The 15872-nt window shown below is 73.5% G+C and carries 14 protein-coding genes; 7 read left to right on the plus strand and 7 right to left on the minus strand.

The features are described from left to right. Window positions 1-52 precede the first annotated feature (52 nt). A complete protein-coding gene (locus tag IE096_RS23645; protein WP_189454952.1) occupies window positions 53-1153 on the minus strand; it encodes an amidohydrolase family protein in 1101 nt (366 codons plus the stop codon). 66 nt (window positions 1154-1219) lie between these two features. Between IE096_RS23645 and IE096_RS23650 the strand changes: the two genes are divergently transcribed. Further along, window positions 1220-2500 carry a sensor histidine kinase gene (locus IE096_RS23650; protein ID WP_229820578.1) on the plus strand — a complete coding sequence of 427 codons (1281 nt, stop codon included), beginning with the start codon at window positions 1220-1222 and terminating at the stop codon, window positions 2498-2500. Then, the gene (locus IE096_RS23655) at window positions 2497-3165 is read left to right on the plus strand and encodes a response regulator transcription factor (protein ID WP_189454953.1); all 669 of its coding nucleotides are present in this window, start codon (window positions 2497-2499) and stop codon (window positions 3163-3165) included. The genes IE096_RS23650 and IE096_RS23655 overlap by 4 nt, the downstream gene beginning before the upstream one ends. Before the next feature lie 130 nt (window positions 3166-3295). Here the strand turns inward: IE096_RS23655 and IE096_RS23660 are convergent, their stop codons facing one another. Continuing rightward, window positions 3296-4477 (minus strand): serine hydrolase domain-containing protein, encoded by a 1182-nt coding sequence (locus tag IE096_RS23660; RefSeq protein WP_229820551.1) that lies wholly within the window; start codon window positions 4475-4477, stop codon window positions 3296-3298. A 112-nt stretch (window positions 4478-4589) separates the two neighbouring features. Here IE096_RS23660 and IE096_RS23665 point away from each other — a divergent pair, with 112 nt between their 5' ends. Continuing rightward, window positions 4590-5777 (plus strand): TerD family protein, encoded by a 1188-nt coding sequence (locus IE096_RS23665; RefSeq protein ID WP_189454955.1) that lies wholly within the window; start codon window positions 4590-4592, stop codon window positions 5775-5777. Here the strand turns inward: IE096_RS23665 and IE096_RS23670 are convergent. Together IE096_RS23670 and IE096_RS23675 are read right to left on the minus strand one after the other, a co-directional pair. Further along, complete coding sequence (locus IE096_RS23670; protein WP_189455343.1) at window positions 5725-6804, minus strand: MsnO8 family LLM class oxidoreductase; 1080 nt, start codon at window positions 6802-6804, stop codon at window positions 5725-5727. The two genes, IE096_RS23665 and IE096_RS23670, sit on opposite strands and share 53 nt — an antisense overlap. Window positions 6805-6871: 67 nt before the next feature. Further along, window positions 6872-8371: a hypothetical protein gene (locus tag IE096_RS23675; protein ID WP_189454958.1), complete on the minus strand. Its 1500-nt coding sequence runs from the start codon at window positions 8369-8371 to the stop codon at window positions 6872-6874. Between the two features lie 264 nt (window positions 8372-8635). Between IE096_RS23675 and IE096_RS23680 the strand changes: the two genes are divergently transcribed. After that, window positions 8636-10465: a DUF8508 domain-containing protein gene (locus IE096_RS23680; RefSeq protein ID WP_189454961.1), complete on the plus strand. Its 1830-nt coding sequence runs from the start codon at window positions 8636-8638 to the stop codon at window positions 10463-10465. A gap of 97 nt (window positions 10466-10562) precedes the next feature. Then, window positions 10563-11459: a 4-hydroxy-tetrahydrodipicolinate synthase gene (gene dapA / locus IE096_RS23685; protein WP_189454963.1), complete on the plus strand. Its 897-nt coding sequence runs from the start codon at window positions 10563-10565 to the stop codon at window positions 11457-11459. A 49-nt stretch (window positions 11460-11508) separates the two neighbouring features. Here dapA and dapD read toward each other — a convergent pair whose 3' ends face one another. Further along, window positions 11509-12498 (minus strand): 2,3,4,5-tetrahydropyridine-2,6-dicarboxylate N-succinyltransferase, encoded by a 990-nt coding sequence (dapD, locus tag IE096_RS23690; protein WP_189454965.1) that lies wholly within the window; start codon window positions 12496-12498, stop codon window positions 11509-11511. A gap of 217 nt (window positions 12499-12715) precedes the next feature. Here dapD and IE096_RS23695 point away from each other — a divergent pair, with 217 nt between their 5' ends. Next, window positions 12716-13948 (plus strand): S8 family peptidase, encoded by a 1233-nt coding sequence (locus IE096_RS23695; protein WP_189454968.1) that lies wholly within the window; start codon window positions 12716-12718, stop codon window positions 13946-13948. Between the two features lie 14 nt (window positions 13949-13962). Further along, on the plus strand, window positions 13963-14988 hold the full coding sequence (locus tag IE096_RS23700) for an agmatine deiminase family protein (RefSeq protein WP_189454970.1): 1026 nt from the start codon (window positions 13963-13965) through the stop codon (window positions 14986-14988). 40 nt (window positions 14989-15028) lie between these two features. Here the strand turns inward: IE096_RS23700 and IE096_RS23705 are convergent, their stop codons facing one another. Beyond that, the gene (locus tag IE096_RS23705) at window positions 15029-15394 is read right to left on the minus strand and encodes a metal-sulfur cluster assembly factor (RefSeq protein ID WP_189454972.1); all 366 of its coding nucleotides are present in this window, start codon (window positions 15392-15394) and stop codon (window positions 15029-15031) included. Then, window positions 15391-15864, minus strand: coding sequence for a Fe-S cluster assembly sulfur transfer protein SufU (gene sufU, locus IE096_RS23710; RefSeq protein ID WP_189454974.1), 474 nt, complete (start codon window positions 15862-15864; stop codon window positions 15391-15393). The genes IE096_RS23705 and sufU overlap by 4 nt, the downstream gene beginning before the upstream one ends. Window positions 15865-15872 lie beyond the last annotated feature (8 nt).

The following is a 15872-nucleotide window of genomic DNA, read 5'->3' on the forward strand; positions in this document are numbered from 1 at the left end:
TATTCGAGCCAACGGCCGCAGGAGTGTCCGCACGGCACAGTGAGCCCACCGCTCAGGCCACCACGCGCCCCCGCAGCACCACCCTGCTCGGCGCGCCGAGCACCCGTACGTCCGCGCGCGGGTCGGCGTCGTAGACGACGAGGTCCGCCGGGGCGCCCTCCTCCAGGCCCGGCCGCCCCAGCCACGCCCGTGCTCCCCACGTGGCCGCCGACAGCGCGGCCGCCGTCGGGACGCCCGCCTTGACCAGCTCCTCGACCTCCTGGCCGACCAGGCCGTGCGGCAGCGAACCTCCCGCGTCGGTGCCGACGTAGACGGGGATTCCCGCGTCGTAAGCGGCGCCCACGGTCGCGTAGCGGCGCGCGTGCAGCCGGCGCATGTGGTCCGCCCAGCGCGGGAACTTGCCCTCGCCGCCGTCCGCGAGCCGGGGGAAGGTGGCGATGTTGACCAGCGTCGGGACGATGGCCACGCCCCGCTCGGCGAAGAGCGGGATCGTCTCCTCGGTCAGTCCCGTGGCGTGCTCGATACAGTCGATCCCCGCCTCCACGAGCGGGGCGAGGGTCTCCTCGGCGAAGCAGTGGGCCGTGACCCGGGCGCCCAGCCGGTGGGCCTCGGCGATGGCGGCCTCGACCGCGCCGCGCGGCCAGCAGGCCCCCAGGTCGCCCGTCTCCCGGTCGATCCAGTCGCCCACCAGCTTCACCCAGCCGTCCCCGCGCCGCGCCTCGCGCGCCACATAGGCCACCAGGTCCTCGGGCTCGATCTCATGCGCGTAGTTGCGGATGTAACGGCGGGTGCGGGCGATGTGCCGGCCCGCGCGGATGATGCGCGGCAGGTCCTCGCGCTCGTCGATCCAGCGGGTGTCGGAGGGCGACCCGGCGTCGCGCAGCAGCAGCGCGCCCGCGTGACGCTCGGTCAGCGCCTGTTTCTCGGTCGTCGCCTCGTCGACCGCGCCGTGCGCGTCGAGCCCCACGTGGCAGTGGGCGTCCACCAGGCCGGGGAGCACCCACCCCGCGACGGTGGTGACGTCCCGCGCCCCGGCCGGCCGGTCGAAGGTGATCCGCCCGCCCACCACCCACAGCTCGTCGCGCACCCCGTCCAGCGGGTCCGGTCCGACGAGTATCCGTCCCTTGATGTGCAACACCGCGCCGTCGTCCATGCAGGCACTGTACGAGGTCCCCCTCACCGGAGCCGCCGGACGCAAGTGATCTACCCTGTGCGCGTGATGGTGACGGCCGCGCTCCGGCGCCCGATGAGCGCGGTGCTGGGCCGACGCGCCCGGTTACGGTGGGTGCACCTGCTGCTGGGCGGCGCCCTGTCGATGCCGTTCTACCTGCTGACGAACACGCTGGTGTCGCTGTTCCGGCCGGACGGCAACATCCTCTTCTCCTCCTCCCTCGTCCGGCAGTTCGGCGTGCTCTTCCTCGCGCTCGGCCCGGTGGCCGTCACGGCGCTGCACCCGCTCGTCCGGCCCTTCGAGGGCGAGGCGGCCCGGGTGCTGTGCGGGGTGCCCCGGGAGGAGCTGGCCCTGGAGCCGGGCCGGTCGTGGGCCGCCCGGGGCCGGACGGCGGCGTGGTGCGCGCTGCACCTGGCGGCGGGAGCCGTCGTGAGCGGGATGTCGCTGGCCACGCCGCCGGCGGCGCTGTACCTGATCGTCCTGCCCTTCCTGGACGGGCCGGGCAAGCTCGCCGAGGTCGCCTGGCTGCGCGTCTTCACCGGGCCCGGCGTGCTGCTCGCGCCCGTGGCCGGGTGCGCGCTGCTGGCGCTGGTCGTCGGCACGTCCTGGGCAGCGGGCTCGCTGCTGGCGCGCTGGGCGCCCGTCCTGCTGGGCCCCACGGCGGCGGACCGGCTCGCGGCGGCCGAGGAGCACGCCCACAGGCTCGCCCTGCGCAACCGGCTGGCGCGCGAACTCCACGACTCGGTCGGGCACGCGCTGAGCGCGGTGAGCCTCCAGGCGAGCGCCGCGCGCCGGGTCCTGGACCACGACCCGGAGTTCGCCCGGCAGGCCCTGGCCGCGATCGAGGAGGCCGCGCGCGAGGCGGTCGGCGAACTCGACGCGGTGCTGGGCCTGCTGCGCGAGGACGGCTCCTCCCCCACCGCCCCGGCGCCCACCCTGGCCGACGTCGGCGGGCTGCTGGAACGTACCCGCGCGGCGGGCGGCACGGTCGAGTGCGCCCTGCCGCCCGGCGGCCTGGAGAAGATCCCCCCGGTGCCCTCCCGCGAGGCGTACCGGATCGTTCAGGAAGGTCTCGGCAACGCCCTGCGGCACGCGGGCGGCGTGCCCGTGCGGCTGAGCGTCGCCGTGCACGACGACACCTTGGAGATTGTGTTGGAGAACCCCGTGAAACCCGGCGCCCGGGCCGGCGTCCCCCGCCCCGGGGGCGGCCGCGGCCTCACCGGCATCGCCGAGCGCGCCCGGCTGCTGCGCGGCACCAGCGAGGCCGGCGAGCACGACGGCGTATGGCGCCTTTCGGCCCGGCTGCCGCTGCGGGGTGAGGCGCGATGACCACGACCGAGCCGATACGCGTGGTCCTCGCGGACGACGAACACCTCGTCCGCACCGCCCTGCGGGCGATCCTGGGCGCCGAGCCGGGCGTGGAGGTCGTCGGCGAGGCGGCCACGGGCGCCGAAGCGGTGTCGGTGGTGCGCGCGCTCCGGCCCGACGTCGTGCTGATGGACGTCCGGATGCCCGAGGTCGACGGCATCCGCGCCACCGAGCGGATCCTGGCCGGGACGGACGACCCGCCGCGCGTCATCGTCGTCACCACCTTCGAGAACGACGCCTACGTCTACGACGCGCTGCGCGCCGGGGCGTCCGGCTTCCTCCTCAAGCGCGCGGGCGCCGACGAACTCGTCCAGGCCGTGAAGCTGGTGGCCCACAGCGACTCGCTGCTCTTCCCCGCCGCCGTACGCGCCCTGGCCGCCGCCCACGCGGCGCCCCGGAGCGACGACAGGGCGGCGGCGCTGCGGGAAGCGCTGTCCGAACGGGAGGCGGAGGTGCTGCGGCTGCTGGCGACCGGCCTGTCGAACGCGGAGATCGCCGCGCGGATGGTGCTCGGGGCCGCCACGGTCAAGACGCACGTGGCGGGGATCCTCGCCAAGCTCGGGGTACGGGACCGTACGCAGGCGGTCATCGCCGCCTACGAATGCGGCTTCGTCAGCCCCGGCTGACGGTCCGGTCGGCTTTCCGGCTGCCCCGCCGTGGGGTGCCCGCGCCTTCGGCGCGGGTTCCACCCCACCCGCCCGCCCGATTGCCCGGCACGGATTGCCCGGGTAGGGGGCGGGTGGGTGGGGGGCTTCGTCAGCCGCGGACGACGCAGTCGCGAACGACCTTCGCCAGCACCCCCGCCTCCGGCGCCGCACCCCCCGGGTACGCGAAGCGACGGCGGTTGTAGCCGAAGGCCAGGCCGACGCTCGGGTCCGCGAAGGCCTGCGAGCCCGCCGCACCGCCGTGCCCGAAGGAACGCGCCCCCAGGAAGGGATAGTCCACGCTCGTCGCGGCGAAGCCCAGACCGAACGCGTGGGTCATGCCGCCCAGGGCCACGTCGGGCCCGAAGGAGTGGATCTCCGCGAAACGGGCCGCCGTCTCCGCCGTCAGCAGCGGCGCCTTCCCGTCCACCTCGCTGATCGCCGCCGCGTACATCCCGGCCAGCCCCCGCGCGGAGGCCACACCACCGGCGGAGGCCTGCCCCCCGGCCCGCACCTCACGGAAGTTGGGCAGGGACTGGATGCCGTTCGCGAACTGCGGGTCACCGGCGTTGAAGGCTATGCCCTGGAGGCTGTCGGGCCCGACGGCGCCCTGCGCCAACTCCCGCTTCTGCTCGGGGGTGGGATCCATCGGCTGCGTGGAGAGCCAGCGGTGCTCCTGCTCCTCGGGCAGGCCCAGGTAGAAGTCCAGGCCGTACGGGGCGCGGATCCGGTCCTCGTACACCTCCTGGAGCGTCCGCCCCGTGGCCCGGCGGACGACCTCACCGGTCAGGGCGCCGATCACCAGCGCGTGGTAGCCGAAGGCCGTGCCCGGACGCCAGAACGGGCGCCGGTCCGCCAGCCGCTCGGCGATGAGCCGGTCGTCGGCCAGCTCCTTGAGAGGGAACCCGCCCTCGACGCCCACGACACCCGCACGGTGGGCCAGCAGGTCGCGCAGGGTGACGTGCTCCTTGCCCGCCGAGCCGAACTCGGGCCAGTAGTGGCGCACTTCCTCGTCCAGGTCCAGCGTGCCGTCCTGGACCAGCAGGGCCACGACGAGGTGCGCCGCACCCTTGCTGGACGAGAAGACGCCGGTGAGCGACTCCCCCGTGATCTCCGGACCGCCCCACAGGTCCACGACCCGCCTGCCGTCCACATACGCCGCCAGCTGCGCCGAGTGCCCGGCGCGCTCCTGCGTCAGCGTGGCCTCGAACGCCTCGCGCACGGGCTCGAAGCCCTCGGCGACAGTCCCCTGTGCGATGTGCGCGTTGCCGTTGTCCGACATGTGCTCCCCCATGATCAAAGTCGATTGACGGGTTGCACAGCCTCCGACCGCGTTCGAATATTCCCGGCCCGATTCGACCCCCGGGTCATGGAACCGCAAAGGGTCATGGCTCGTTACCTCGTACATGACCGCTATGACACCCGGCTCGAACATCCCGCTCTCCGTCACCCGTGTGACGGTGGACGTCACCGCCCCCGTGCGGCTCGACGTTTCGGGCCTGCTGCTCACCGCCGACGGCAAGGTGCGCTCCGACGACGACTTCGTCTTCTACAACCAGCCCAGCGCCCCCGGTGTGACGCACCGTGCCGCCTCCGGCGCCACGCCCGACGCGATCATCGTCGACACGGCGGCCGTCCCCGCCGGCATCGACAAGATCGTGGTCACCGCGAGCCCGGACGCCCAGGGCGCCACCTTCGCGGGCACCGAGCCGACGGCGACCGTGCGCGGCGCGGACGACAGCGCGGTGATCGCCACGTTCACCCCGCCCCGGCTGGACACGGAGACGGCACTGGTGGTCGTGGAGATCTACCGGCGCAACGGCGCGTGGAAGCTCCGCGCTGTGGGTCAGGGGTATGCCAACGGTCTGGCGGGCATCGCCACGGACTTCGGCGTGAGCGTGGACGAGCCGGCGGCGCCGGCGGCCGCCCCGGTGGCCGCCGCCCCGGCTCCGGTCGCCCCCGTCGCGGCGGCCCCCGTCGTGCCGCCGGTTCCGGCCGCCCCACCCGCCGTCCCCGGGAAGATCAACCTGGACAAGGGCCGGGTGAGCCTCCGGAAGAACGAGACGGTCTCCCTGGTCAAGGGCGGTCAGCCACTGACCCGTTCGGTCAAGATGGGCCTCGGCTGGGAGCCCGCCTGGAACGGCCGGGCCATCGACCTCGACGCCTCGGTCATCGCCTACGGCCCCGACCGCAACATGATCGACGCCTGCTACTTCGGCCGGCTCCAGATCCTCAACGGCGTCATCCAGCACTCCGGCGACAACCTCACCGGTGAGGGCTCCGGCGACGACGAGACCATCACCGTGCACATGGGCGGCCTGCCGCCCGAGGTGACGGGCCTCGTCTTCACCGTCAGCTCCTTCAACGGCCAGAAGTTCACCGAGGTCGCCAAGGCGTACTGCCGCCTGATGGACGCCCAGACCGGCGAGGAACTGGTCCGCTTCGACCTGACCGGCGCCGAGGCCCAGACGGGCGTCCTGATGTGCAAGTTCATCCGCCAGTACTCGGGCGAGTGGGAGATGACGGCCCTGGGCGACTTCGTCAAGGCCAAGACGGTGCGGGATCTGGTGAAGCCGGCGGCGCAGGCGCTGTAGCCCCTGTCGCCGCGGCCGCCGCCGTGGCCCCTGTCGCCGCGGCCAGCCGCCGGTAGGAGTCCAGGAGCGCGGCCCTGTCGTACGTGCTGGTCGTGACCAGCACCTCGTCGGCCCCGGTGCGGGCCACGAGGGCGTCGAGGGCGGCCGTCACGTCGCCCTCGGTGCCGTGGATGTGGCCGCGCAGCGCGGCTTCGTAGAAGCCGCGCTCCCGCTGTGACATCGAGGGGATCAGTTTCCCCTCGATCTCCTCGGCTGGGCGGAGGGGCGGGAACACGCCGTGCGTCCGTGAGTGGGCCAGTGCCCACGCCTCGGGGACGAGCAGCCGGTGGGCCGCGTCCCTCGTTTCCGCGACGGCCACGTTCCCCGCGACCATCACATAGGGCTTCTCCCGCCACGCGGAGGGGACGAAGCCCGCGCGGTAGCGCTCGATGGCGGCCGCCATCGCCCCTTCGCCCTTGAGGCCGCCGATGACCAGTGCCGCGCCGGCGCGGGCGGCCACGTCGGCTCCCGCTTCGTTGGCGAGGACGAACAGCGGGGGCCGGAGGCCCTCGGCGGGCAGGGCGTGCACCCCGGGGTAGGGGGCGGGCTCCCCCGTGAACCAGCCCGCCAGTTCCGCCAGCCGGTCCTCGAAGTCGCCCATCGCGTCCTTCTCCACGCCCAGGGCCCGCCGGATGCCGTCCGTGAAGCCGACCGAGCGGCCGAGGCCCATGTCGATCCGGCCGGGGAAGAGGGAGGCGAGGACGCCGAACTGCTCGGCGACCACGAGGGGGCGGTGGTTGGGCAGCATCACGCCGCCGGTGCCGACGCGGATGCGGGAGGTCGCGGCGGCGACGGCGGCCGCGAGGACGGTGGGGGCGGAGCCGGCGACGCCGGGGACGCTGTGGTGTTCCGACACCCAGAAGCGGTGGTAGCCGAGGTCCTCGACCTGCTGGGCGAACGCCACGGTGTCGCGCAGCGCCGCGCTTGGCTCGTCGCCCTGGCGGGTGCGGGAACGGTCGAGTACGGAGAGCTTGTACGTCACGTACAGGTCAACGCTGGGGGCTGCCCGGGATTCCCCGCACCCACCCCACCCCACCCCGCGCGGGAGGCGCCCGTCAGCCGCGCGAGCGGGCCTTGAAGGCCGCCTTGCGGGCGGCCTTCGCCGTCGCCTTGTCCGGGTGAAGGCGGCCCATCGCCTCCAGGACGTCCGCCGTCGCCGGGTGCTCCACCCGCCAGACCGCGTCGAAGAAGCCGCTGTGCCCGCTCACCAGGCTCTCGACGAGCTCGCGGAGCTCCTCCGGGTCGTCGGCCTCCGTGTCGAGCCGGGCGGCGATCGTGTCGACGGTGAGCCAGAAGATCATGTCCTCGCCGGGCGGCGGGACGTCCGTCGCGCCGTGCTCGGCGAGCCAGACGCGGGCGAGGCCGCCGAGCTGGAGGTCGTCGAGGACCTCGCGGAGGGCGGGCTCGGCCTCGGCGCCGACGAGGGAGAGCGTCTGCTGGCAGACGAGGCGGCGCGCCGGCGCCTCGTCGTCCGCGCCGCGCGCGGCGGCGAGCAGCTCGCGGGCCGCGTCGAGGGGCGTGCGGCGGGCGAGCCACAGCTCGGCCTCGGCGCGCACGGCGAAGCCGGGGTGACCGGGGAGCGCCGCGAGGAGGTCCTCGGCGGGGGAGTCGGCGAGGTCGCCGACGGCCGGGGCGTCGATGCCGGCGTCGAGCATGCGGGACCGTACGGCGAAGAGGCCGAGGGGGGTGAGGGCCACCATGCCGTAGCGGCTGACGTCCTCCTCCTCGGGCAGGTCGGAGGTCACGCCGTCGACGGACTCGCGGATGTGGCCCTCGCCGTCGACGACCTCGATCAGGGACTCGTCCACCGGCTGGTAGCGCACCAGGCCGGTCGGCGCGAGGATCCGGAACTGGTCGTCCAGGCGCATCATCGCGTCGGAGACCTCTTCGAGGACGTCGTCCGTGGGCTCGTCCATGTCATCCGGGACGATCATGGAGGCGGCGAGCGCGGGCAGCGGGACGGGGCGGTCGGGCGAGCCCTCGTCGAGCGCGGTCAGCAGGTAGAGGTTGCCGAGGACGCCGTCGAGGAAGTCGGCCTCCTCCTCGGGGTTCCAGTCGATCGCGTCGAGGTCGAGGTCGCCGTCGCCGCCCTCGGAGAGCTGCTCGACGAGGTCGCCCAGGTCGGGCGCGGCGGCGTCGGCCAGGACGGTCTCCAGGCCGCCGAGCCACAGGTCGAGGATGTCCTGGGGGCTGCCGGAGGTGAGCGTGGCCAGCTCCTCGCCGGCGACGGCCGTGCCCTGGGGCTCGTCCGGGGAGGCGTCGGCGGACTCGTCGGGGGACTCGGTGAATTCGACCAGGCCCGTGTCGAGGGCCAGCTGCCAGGCCTCGGCCGCGTAGGCGGGGCCGTCCTCGTCGTCCTCCAGGCCGAGCAGCCCGGTCGCCGTCTTCAGCTGCCCGGCGAGGAGCTCGCCGCCCGCGCCGACCGGGGTGCCCTCGCCGGCCCAGCGGGCGAGCTTCGCGGCGCGGGCGAACAGCGGCGCGGACAGCGCGTCGCGTGCGAGCTCCGCGTCGGAGGGGAGCCGCACCGGCGGCATGGTCGGGCGGTCTCCTGACATCAGGGGGGCATCTCCTCGTCGTGACGGCCGCGCCGCGGTCCCGGGCGCGCAGTGCCCCACCTTAGACGGGTTTTCCGCGCCGGCTCGCGCGTCGCGGGGACCGTTACCGGCGGTTCGTCCACGGGTTGCCCGCGAACCCTTGACAACTGGCTGGAAATCAGCGGACATTGACGCGCGTAGATCACTCGTCGCTCGGATGACGGTATGTGATCTCATCCGATCGGCAAGCAGGTCGCCCCCTCATCGCTCCCACCGGAGGACTTTGTGCTGTCCCACCGCCGCCGTGCCGCGACCGTCGGCTCCCTCATAGCCGGCGCGCTCGCGGCCGGGCTGATCGCCCCGGCCCAGTCCGCGAGCGCCGCCGACGCCGGTGTCCGCATCCATGACATCCAGGGCACCACGCGTATCTCGCCGTTCGCCGGCAAGCAGGTCACGGACGTGCCGGGTGTCGTCACGGCTGTGAAGAACTTCGGCTCCGCCCGCGGCTTCTGGGTCCAGGACCCGAACCCGGACCGCGACGAGGCCACCAGCGAGGCGGTCTTCGTCTTCACCGGGGCGACCGCCCCGGCCGTCGCCGTCGGCGACTCCGTGCTCGTCTCGGGCACCGTCACCGAGTACTACCCCGGCGGCGAGGCGGCGGGCGGCCAGTCGGTCACCCAGCTGACCAAGCCCACCGTGACCGTGAAGTCCTCCGGCAACGCCCTGCCCGCCGCCGTCCGGCTGAACGCGGCCGCCATCCCCGCGCGCTACGCGCCCGACGCCCACGGCGGCTCCATCGAGAAGCTGCCGCTGAAGCCCCGCCGCTACGCGCTGGACCGCCTGGAGTCCCTGGAGGGCATGCGGGTCGAGGTCGTCGACGCCCCCGTCGTCGGCGCCACCAGCGAGTACAAGGACCTGTGGGTCACCGCGGCGCCCCGGCACGACCGCACCGCGCGCGGCGGCACCCTCTACGGCTCCTACGCCGACCCCAACGCCGGCCGGGTGAAGATCGCCTCCCTGCTCCCCTACGCCCAGCACCCCTTCCCGGTCGCGAACGTCGGTGACGAGCTCTCCGGGACCACGGCGGGCCCGCTCGACTACGACAACCACGGCGGCTACACCATCCAGGCCACCGAACTGGGCGCCCTCGTCGACCACAAGCTCCAGCGCGAGACCACGCGCAAGCAGCGGAACGACGAGCTGGCCGTCGCCACCTACAACGTGGAGAACCTCTCCCCCAAGACCCCGCAGGCGAAGTTCGACCGCCTCGCCGGGGCCCTGGTGACCAACCTCGCCTCGCCCGACATCGTCGCCCTGGAGGAGGTGCAGGACAACGACGGCACGACCAACGGCGGCGTCGTGGACGCCACGCAGACGCTGACGAAGCTCACCGACGCCATCGCCGCCGCGGGCGGCCCCAAGTACGTGTGGCGGCAGATCGACCCCGTCGACGGCAAGGACGGCGGCCAGCCGGGCGGCAACATCCGCACCGCCTTCCTCTTCAACCCCGCCCGGGTGTCGTTCAAGGACGTCCCCGGCGGTGACTCCACCACGGCCGTGCGGGTGGTCCGGGAGGGCGGCAAGGCCGGCCTCTCCGCCTCCCCCGGCCGGATCGCGCCGGAGGACGCCGCCTGGACCAACAGCCGCAAGCCGCTGGCCGGCCAGTTCTCCTTCCGGGGCAAGGACGTCTTCGTCGTCGCCAACCACTTCAACTCCAAGGGCGGCGACCAGGGCCTCGACAGCCGCTTCCAGCCCCCGGCCCGGACGTCCGAGACCCAGCGGCTGGCCCAGGCGAAGCTCGTCAACGGCTTCGTCAAGCAGCTCCTCGCCGCCGACCGCAACGCCAACGTGATCGTCGCGGGCGACCTCAACGACTACCAGTTCTCCCCCGCCCTCAAGGCCCTCACCGCCGGCGGCGCCCTGACCGACCAGGTCACCAAGCTGCCCGCGAAGGAACGGTACGGCTATGTCTTCCAGGGCAACTCCCAGGTGCTGGACCACATCCTCACCAGCCGCCATGTGAGCCGCGTGGACTACGACATCGTCCACATCAACGCCGAGTTCGCCGACCAGGCGAGCGACCACGACCCGCAGGTGCTGCGCTGGAAGCCGTAGCATCGCTTGAGCGATTTGCTCAGAATATTTAAATAGACCTGTACGGTCGAAGGGCCCAGAATCCGGGGAGGCACCTGAAACCCGGAGCGTTTACGTCATGTCAACCACCACCGAGCCCTTCGGCCGTACGGTCTGTGCGATGGTGACCCCGTTCACCGCCGACGGCGCACTCGACCTCGACGGCGCGCAGCGGCTCGCCGACCACCTCGTCACGGAGGGCGGCTGCGACGGCCTCGTCCTCAGCGGCACCACCGGCGAGTCGCCGACCACCACCGACGCGGAGAAGACCGCTCTCGTCACGGCCGTCGCCGAGGCCGTGGGCGACCGCGCCCGGATCACGGCCGGGGTGGGGTCGGCCGACACCCGGCACACCGTCGAACTGGCCCGGGCCGCCGAACGGGCCGGCGCCCACGGCGTCCTGGTGGTCACCCCGTACTACAGCAGGCCGCCGCAGGAGGACATCGCGGAGCACTTCCGCACGGTGGCCGACGCGGTGGGCGTCCCGGTGATGCTCTACGACATCCCGGGCCGCACGGGCACCCGCATCGAGCCCGACACCATGCTGCGACTGGCCGAGCACCCGCGCGTCGCCGGGGTCAAGGACTGCGCGTACGACCTGCTCGGCAGCTCGAAGGTGATCGCGGCGACGGGCCTCGCCTACTACTCCGGCTGCGAGGAGCTCAACCTTCCGCTGCGGGCGGTGGGAGGAACGGGCTATGTCAGCACCGTGGCCAATGTCGCGGGCCCGGCGCTGGCCGCCGTGCTGGACGCGTTCGACCGGGGCGAGAACGCCGAGGCGACCCGGCTCCACCAGCGCGTCCTGCCCCTGGCGGAACGGATGATGGGCGCGGGCCTGCCCGGCACGGTCACGGCGAAGGCCCTGCTGCGGGCGCTGGGCCTGCCGGGCGGGCCGGTGCGGGCGCCGCTGCGCGACGCGACGAAGGAGCGCACCGAGGCGCTGCTGACGGCCTACGAGAGCGTGGGCGCGCGGTAGTCCGGGCGCCCGGAGAGGGGCGGGGTGGTGAACCCCGCCCCCGCTCACGTCAGTCGTTGCTGTGCAGGATCTCGTTGAGCCCGCCCCACGTGCTCTTGTACGGGCGGGCCTCGACGGCGCCCGTGGTGGAGTTGCGGCGGAAGAGGATGTTGTCGGCGCCCGACAGGGTCAGGGCCTTGACGATCTCGCCGTCCGGCATCGTGACCCGGGTGCCGGCGGTGACGTAGAGGCCCGCCTCGACGACGCACTCGTCGCCCAGCGCGATGCCGATGCCCGACTCGGCGCCCAGCAGGCAGCGCTCGCCGATGGAGATGATCTGCTTGCCGCCGCCGGACAGGGTGCCCATGGTGGAGGCGCCGCCGCCGATGTCGGTGCCGTCGCCGACGACGACGCCCGCGCTGATCCGGCCCTCGACCATGGACGTGCCGAGCGTGCCGGCGTTGAAGTTGACGAAGCCCTCGTGCATGACGGTGGTGCCGGAGCCCAGGTGGGCGCCCAGGCGGACCCGGTCGGCGTCGGCGATGCGGACGCCGGAGGGGACGACGTAGTCGGTCATGCGCGGGAACTTGTCGACGCTCGTCACCTGGAGGTGGAGGCCCTCGGCGCGGGCGGCAAGGCGCGCGGCCTCGACCCGGTCGAGGGGGACCGGGCCCAGCGAGGTCCAGGCGACGTTCGCGAGCAGGCCGAAGACGCCGTCGAGGTTCTGGCCGTGCGGCTTGACCAGACGGTGGGAGAGCAAGTGCAGCCGCAGGTAGGCGTCGTGCGCGTCGGCCGGCTTGTCGTCGAGCGAGGCGATGACCGTGCGGACGGCGACGACCTCGACCCCGCGGCGCGGGTCCGGGCCCACCGCCTTGAGGACGACCTCGCCGAGCAGCTCCGCGGCCCGCTCGGCGGTCAGCCGCTCGGTGCCGGCCGGGCCGGGGGCGTCGGTCAGCTCGGGGGCCGGGAACCAGGTGTCGAGGACGGTACCGTCCGCGGCGATGGTGGCGAGGCCGGCGGCGACGGCGCCGGTGGTACGGGAAACAACAGCATCGGTCATGTCCGGAAACCTAACCGGACGGGCCCGCCCAAGGCGAACCGGCCGCCCCACCCGCACCCCTTACCGGCCCCGCCACACACCGGTCACGCGGATGGCGCAGCCCTGCCAGCCGGTCGGCCGCGCTCGCGTCGCCCGCCCGGATGAACCGGCATATCCAGTGGAGTGGGCGGTCCCGCCCACTCCAACTGTCCACTGTCCCGTCGTGAACGGATGCCGCATGAGACAGCTCCGGCGCTGCCTGACCACGGCCCTGGTCCTGGCCCTCCCGCTCACCGCCGCCGCCCCGGTCGCGGCGGCCGACCACCGCCCCGGCCCCGGGCGCTCGGCGCACCGGGCGCACCCGGCGCACCTGGCGCCGCTGCGCAGGACGGCCGGCGAGCCGGTGCCCGGGCACTACATCGTCACCCTGCGCAAGGGCGCCAGCCCGCGCACGCTGACGAGCGTGCTGGGCGTCGTCCCGGACCGCATCTACACCCACACCCTGACCGGCTTCGCCGCCCGGCTCACCCCGCAGCAACTGGAGGCCGTGCGCAGCTCCCCGGAGGTCGAGGCCGTGGAGGAGGACGCGGTCTACGCCCAGGCGGCCGAGGGTCCCCCGTCCATACGCCCCCGGGCGGCGACGGACTCCTGGGGCCTGGACCGCGTGGACCAGCGCACCCTGCCCCTGGACGGCCGGTTCACCGTCAACGGCACCGGCGAGGGCGTCACGGCCTACATCATGGACACCGGCATCGACTACTCCCACCCCGACTTCGGCGGCCGGGCCCGCAAGGGCGTCGACGAGGTGACGGCGGGCGGCGACGCCCGGGACTGCGCCACCGGCAGCGGCCACGGCACCCACGTGGCGGGGGTGGTGGGCAGCGCGACGTACGGGGTGGCACGCCGGGCGTCGCTGGTCAGCGTGCGGGTGCTGGACTGCGCCGGGCGGGGCACGACCTCGGCCATCGTGTCCGGCTTCGAGTACGTGTCCACGAGCGCGCCGCCCGCCTCGGTGCTCAACGCCTCGCTCGTCGGCCCGGTGTCGCAGGCCATGGACAACGCCGCCAACAGCGTGGCGGCCAAGGGGACGCCGCCGCTGGTCGCGGCCGGCAACTCCAACGACAGCGCCTGCAACCACTCCCCGGCCGCCGCCCTCCAGGCCCTGGCCGTGGGCGCGACGAACCGCATGGACCAGATGACGGACTTCACCAGCTACGGGCCGTGCGCGCGGATCCTCGCCCCGGGCGACGAGATCCTCTCGCTGCGGGTGGGCGGCGGCACCACCACCAAGAGCGGCACCTCGCAGGCCACCCCGTTCGTCACGGGCGTCGCGGCCCTGTACAAGGCGCAGAACCCCGCCGCGAGCTCGGCGACGGTCGTCAACTGGCTCGTCGCGCAGTCGACGAAGGACGTGGTGACGGACATCAAGCCGGGCACGCCCAACCGGCTGCTGTACACGGGCGGCCTCTGACGGACAATCGCGGGATGGACGATCACGGGCATCCGGCGACGAATCACCTGCCCTCCGAGACACGGCCGCACGCCGCGACCTTCATGGGCTGGCCTCCGGCCGGCCCGGTCCGGGGCGAGTGGACGGCCGCCGTGCGGGAGGACGTCGTCGCCATCGCCCGGACGATCGCCGACCACGAGCCGGTCGTGCTGCTCGCCTCGCCCAAGGACGCGGCGGGCGCCCGGCGGGCGTGCGGCGGCGCGGCGGAGGTCGTGGAACTGCCCGTGGACGACCTCTGGCTGCGCGACTCCGGGCCTGTGTTCGTCACCGGCGAGGACGGCACGCTCTCCGGGATCGACTTCGGCTTCAACGGCTGGGGCGGCAAACAGGAACACTCCCGGGACGGCCTGGTGGCCCGCCGGCTGCTGGAGTGGGCCGGCGTCCCCCGGATCGAGGCTCCCCTGGTGGCCGAGGGCGGCTCCCTGGAGACCGACGGCGACGGCACCCTGCTCGTCACGGAGAGCTCGCTGGTCAACGACAACCGCAACCCGGGCCGCTCCCGCGACGACATTGAGCGGACCCTCACCGGGCTGCTCGGCGTCCGGAAGGTGATCTGGCTTCCGGGTGTGCGCGGCGAGGACATCACCGACTGCCACGTCGACGCCCTCGCCCGCTTCGCCGGGCCCGCCACCGTGCTCCTCAGCCGCCCGCCCGTGGACACTCCCGCGGTCTGGACCCGGGTGTACGAAGAGGCCCGCGCGGCCCTGGAGTCGGCCACCGACGCCCACGGCCGCACCCTGGAGATCATCGAGCTCCCGGAGCCCGAGCCCGCCGCCCTGGGCAGGCGCGGCCCGGACTTCCTGGGCTCCTACGTCAACTACTACGTGGCGAACGGCGCCGTGGTCGTCCCGCGCTTCGGCGACCGCGGCGCCGACGAGGAGGCGGCCTCGATCATCGGCTCCCTCCACCCGGGCCTCGAGGTGCGCACCGTGGACATCTCCGCGCTCGCCGAGGGCGGAGGCGGGATCCACTGCGCCACACAGCAGCGGCCCGCCTCCTGACGCTTCAGGAGGCGGGCCGCTGCTGTCGAAGGCGTGTCGCTCAGACGTTGAAGCCCAGCGCGCGGAGCTGCTCGCGGCCCTCGTCGGTGATCTTGTCGGGGCCCCACGGCGGCATCCAGACCCAGTTGATCCGGAGCTCGTTGACGATGCCGTCGGTCGCGGACTTCGCCTGGTCCTCGATGACGTCGGTCAGCGGGCAGGCCGCGGACGTCAGCGTCATGTCGAGGGTGGCGATGTTGGCGTCGTCGATGTGGATGCCGTAGATCAGACCGAGGTTGACGACGTCGATGCCCAGCTCCGGGTCGACCACGTCGTAGAGGGCCTCGCGGACCTCCTCCTCGGTGGCCGGCTTGGTGGTCACCTCGCCGGCCGCTTCCTCGGTCGTCGCGTCTGCGTTGTCGCTCATGCGGTCTTCCTCGCCGTGTTCTCGGGTCCTTCGCCCAGCGCCTGGGCGGTCGCGTCCTTCCACGCCATCCAGCTCAGCAGAGCGCACTTGACGCGTGCGGGGTACTTGGAGACGCCGGCGAACGCGACCGCGTCCTCCAGCACCTCCTCCATGGCGTCGTCCGGCTCGAGCCGGCCCTTGGACTGCATCAGCTCCAGGAAGGTCTCCTGGATCCGGCGGGCCTCGTCGAGGTCCTTGCCGACCAGCAGCTCGTTGAGCACCGAGGCGCTCGCCTGGCTGATGGAGCAGCCCTGGCCCTCGTAGGAGACGTCCTCGATCGTCTCACCGGACAGCCGCACGCGCAGCGTGATCTCGTCGCCGCAGGTGGGGTTGACGTGGTGGACCTCGGCGTCGCCGTCCCGCAGGCCGCGCCCGTGGGGATTCTTGTAGTGGTCCAGGATCACGTCCTGGTACATCGAATCAAGCTTCACAGTCAGCC

The sequence above is a fragment of the Streptomyces abikoensis genome (genome assembly GCF_014648775.1).
Taxonomy (GTDB): Bacteria; Actinomycetota; Actinomycetes; order Streptomycetales; family Streptomycetaceae; genus Streptomyces; species Streptomyces abikoensis.

What these genes read in the sequence shown, in the direction of transcription:
- IE096_RS23705 (WP_189454972.1), bottom strand. Translation starts at nt 15,394, where the DNA reads ATGAGCGACAACGCAGACGCGACGACCGAGGAAGCGGCCGGCGAGGTG.
- IE096_RS23665 (WP_189454955.1), top strand. Translation starts at nt 4,590, where the DNA reads ATGACCGCTATGACACCCGGCTCGAACATCCCGCTCTCCGTCACCCGT.
- IE096_RS23700 (WP_189454970.1), top strand. Translation starts at nt 13,963, where the DNA reads ATGGACGATCACGGGCATCCGGCGACGAATCACCTGCCCTCCGAGACA.
- IE096_RS23645 (WP_189454952.1), bottom strand. Translation starts at nt 1,153, where the DNA reads ATGGACGACGGCGCGGTGTTGCACATCAAGGGACGGATACTCGTCGGA.
- IE096_RS23660 (WP_229820551.1), bottom strand. Translation starts at nt 4,477, where the DNA reads ATGGGGGAGCACATGTCGGACAACGGCAACGCGCACATCGCACAGGGG.
- IE096_RS23675 (WP_189454958.1), bottom strand. Translation starts at nt 8,371, where the DNA reads ATGTCAGGAGACCGCCCGACCATGCCGCCGGTGCGGCTCCCCTCCGAC.
- IE096_RS23695 (WP_189454968.1), top strand. Translation starts at nt 12,716, where the DNA reads ATGAGACAGCTCCGGCGCTGCCTGACCACGGCCCTGGTCCTGGCCCTC.
- dapA (WP_189454963.1), top strand. Translation starts at nt 10,563, where the DNA reads ATGTCAACCACCACCGAGCCCTTCGGCCGTACGGTCTGTGCGATGGTG.
- IE096_RS23655 (WP_189454953.1), top strand. Translation starts at nt 2,497, where the DNA reads ATGACCACGACCGAGCCGATACGCGTGGTCCTCGCGGACGACGAACAC.
- IE096_RS23650 (WP_229820578.1), top strand. Translation starts at nt 1,220, where the DNA reads ATGGTGACGGCCGCGCTCCGGCGCCCGATGAGCGCGGTGCTGGGCCGA.
- dapD (WP_189454965.1), bottom strand. Translation starts at nt 12,498, where the DNA reads ATGACCGATGCTGTTGTTTCCCGTACCACCGGCGCCGTCGCCGCCGGC.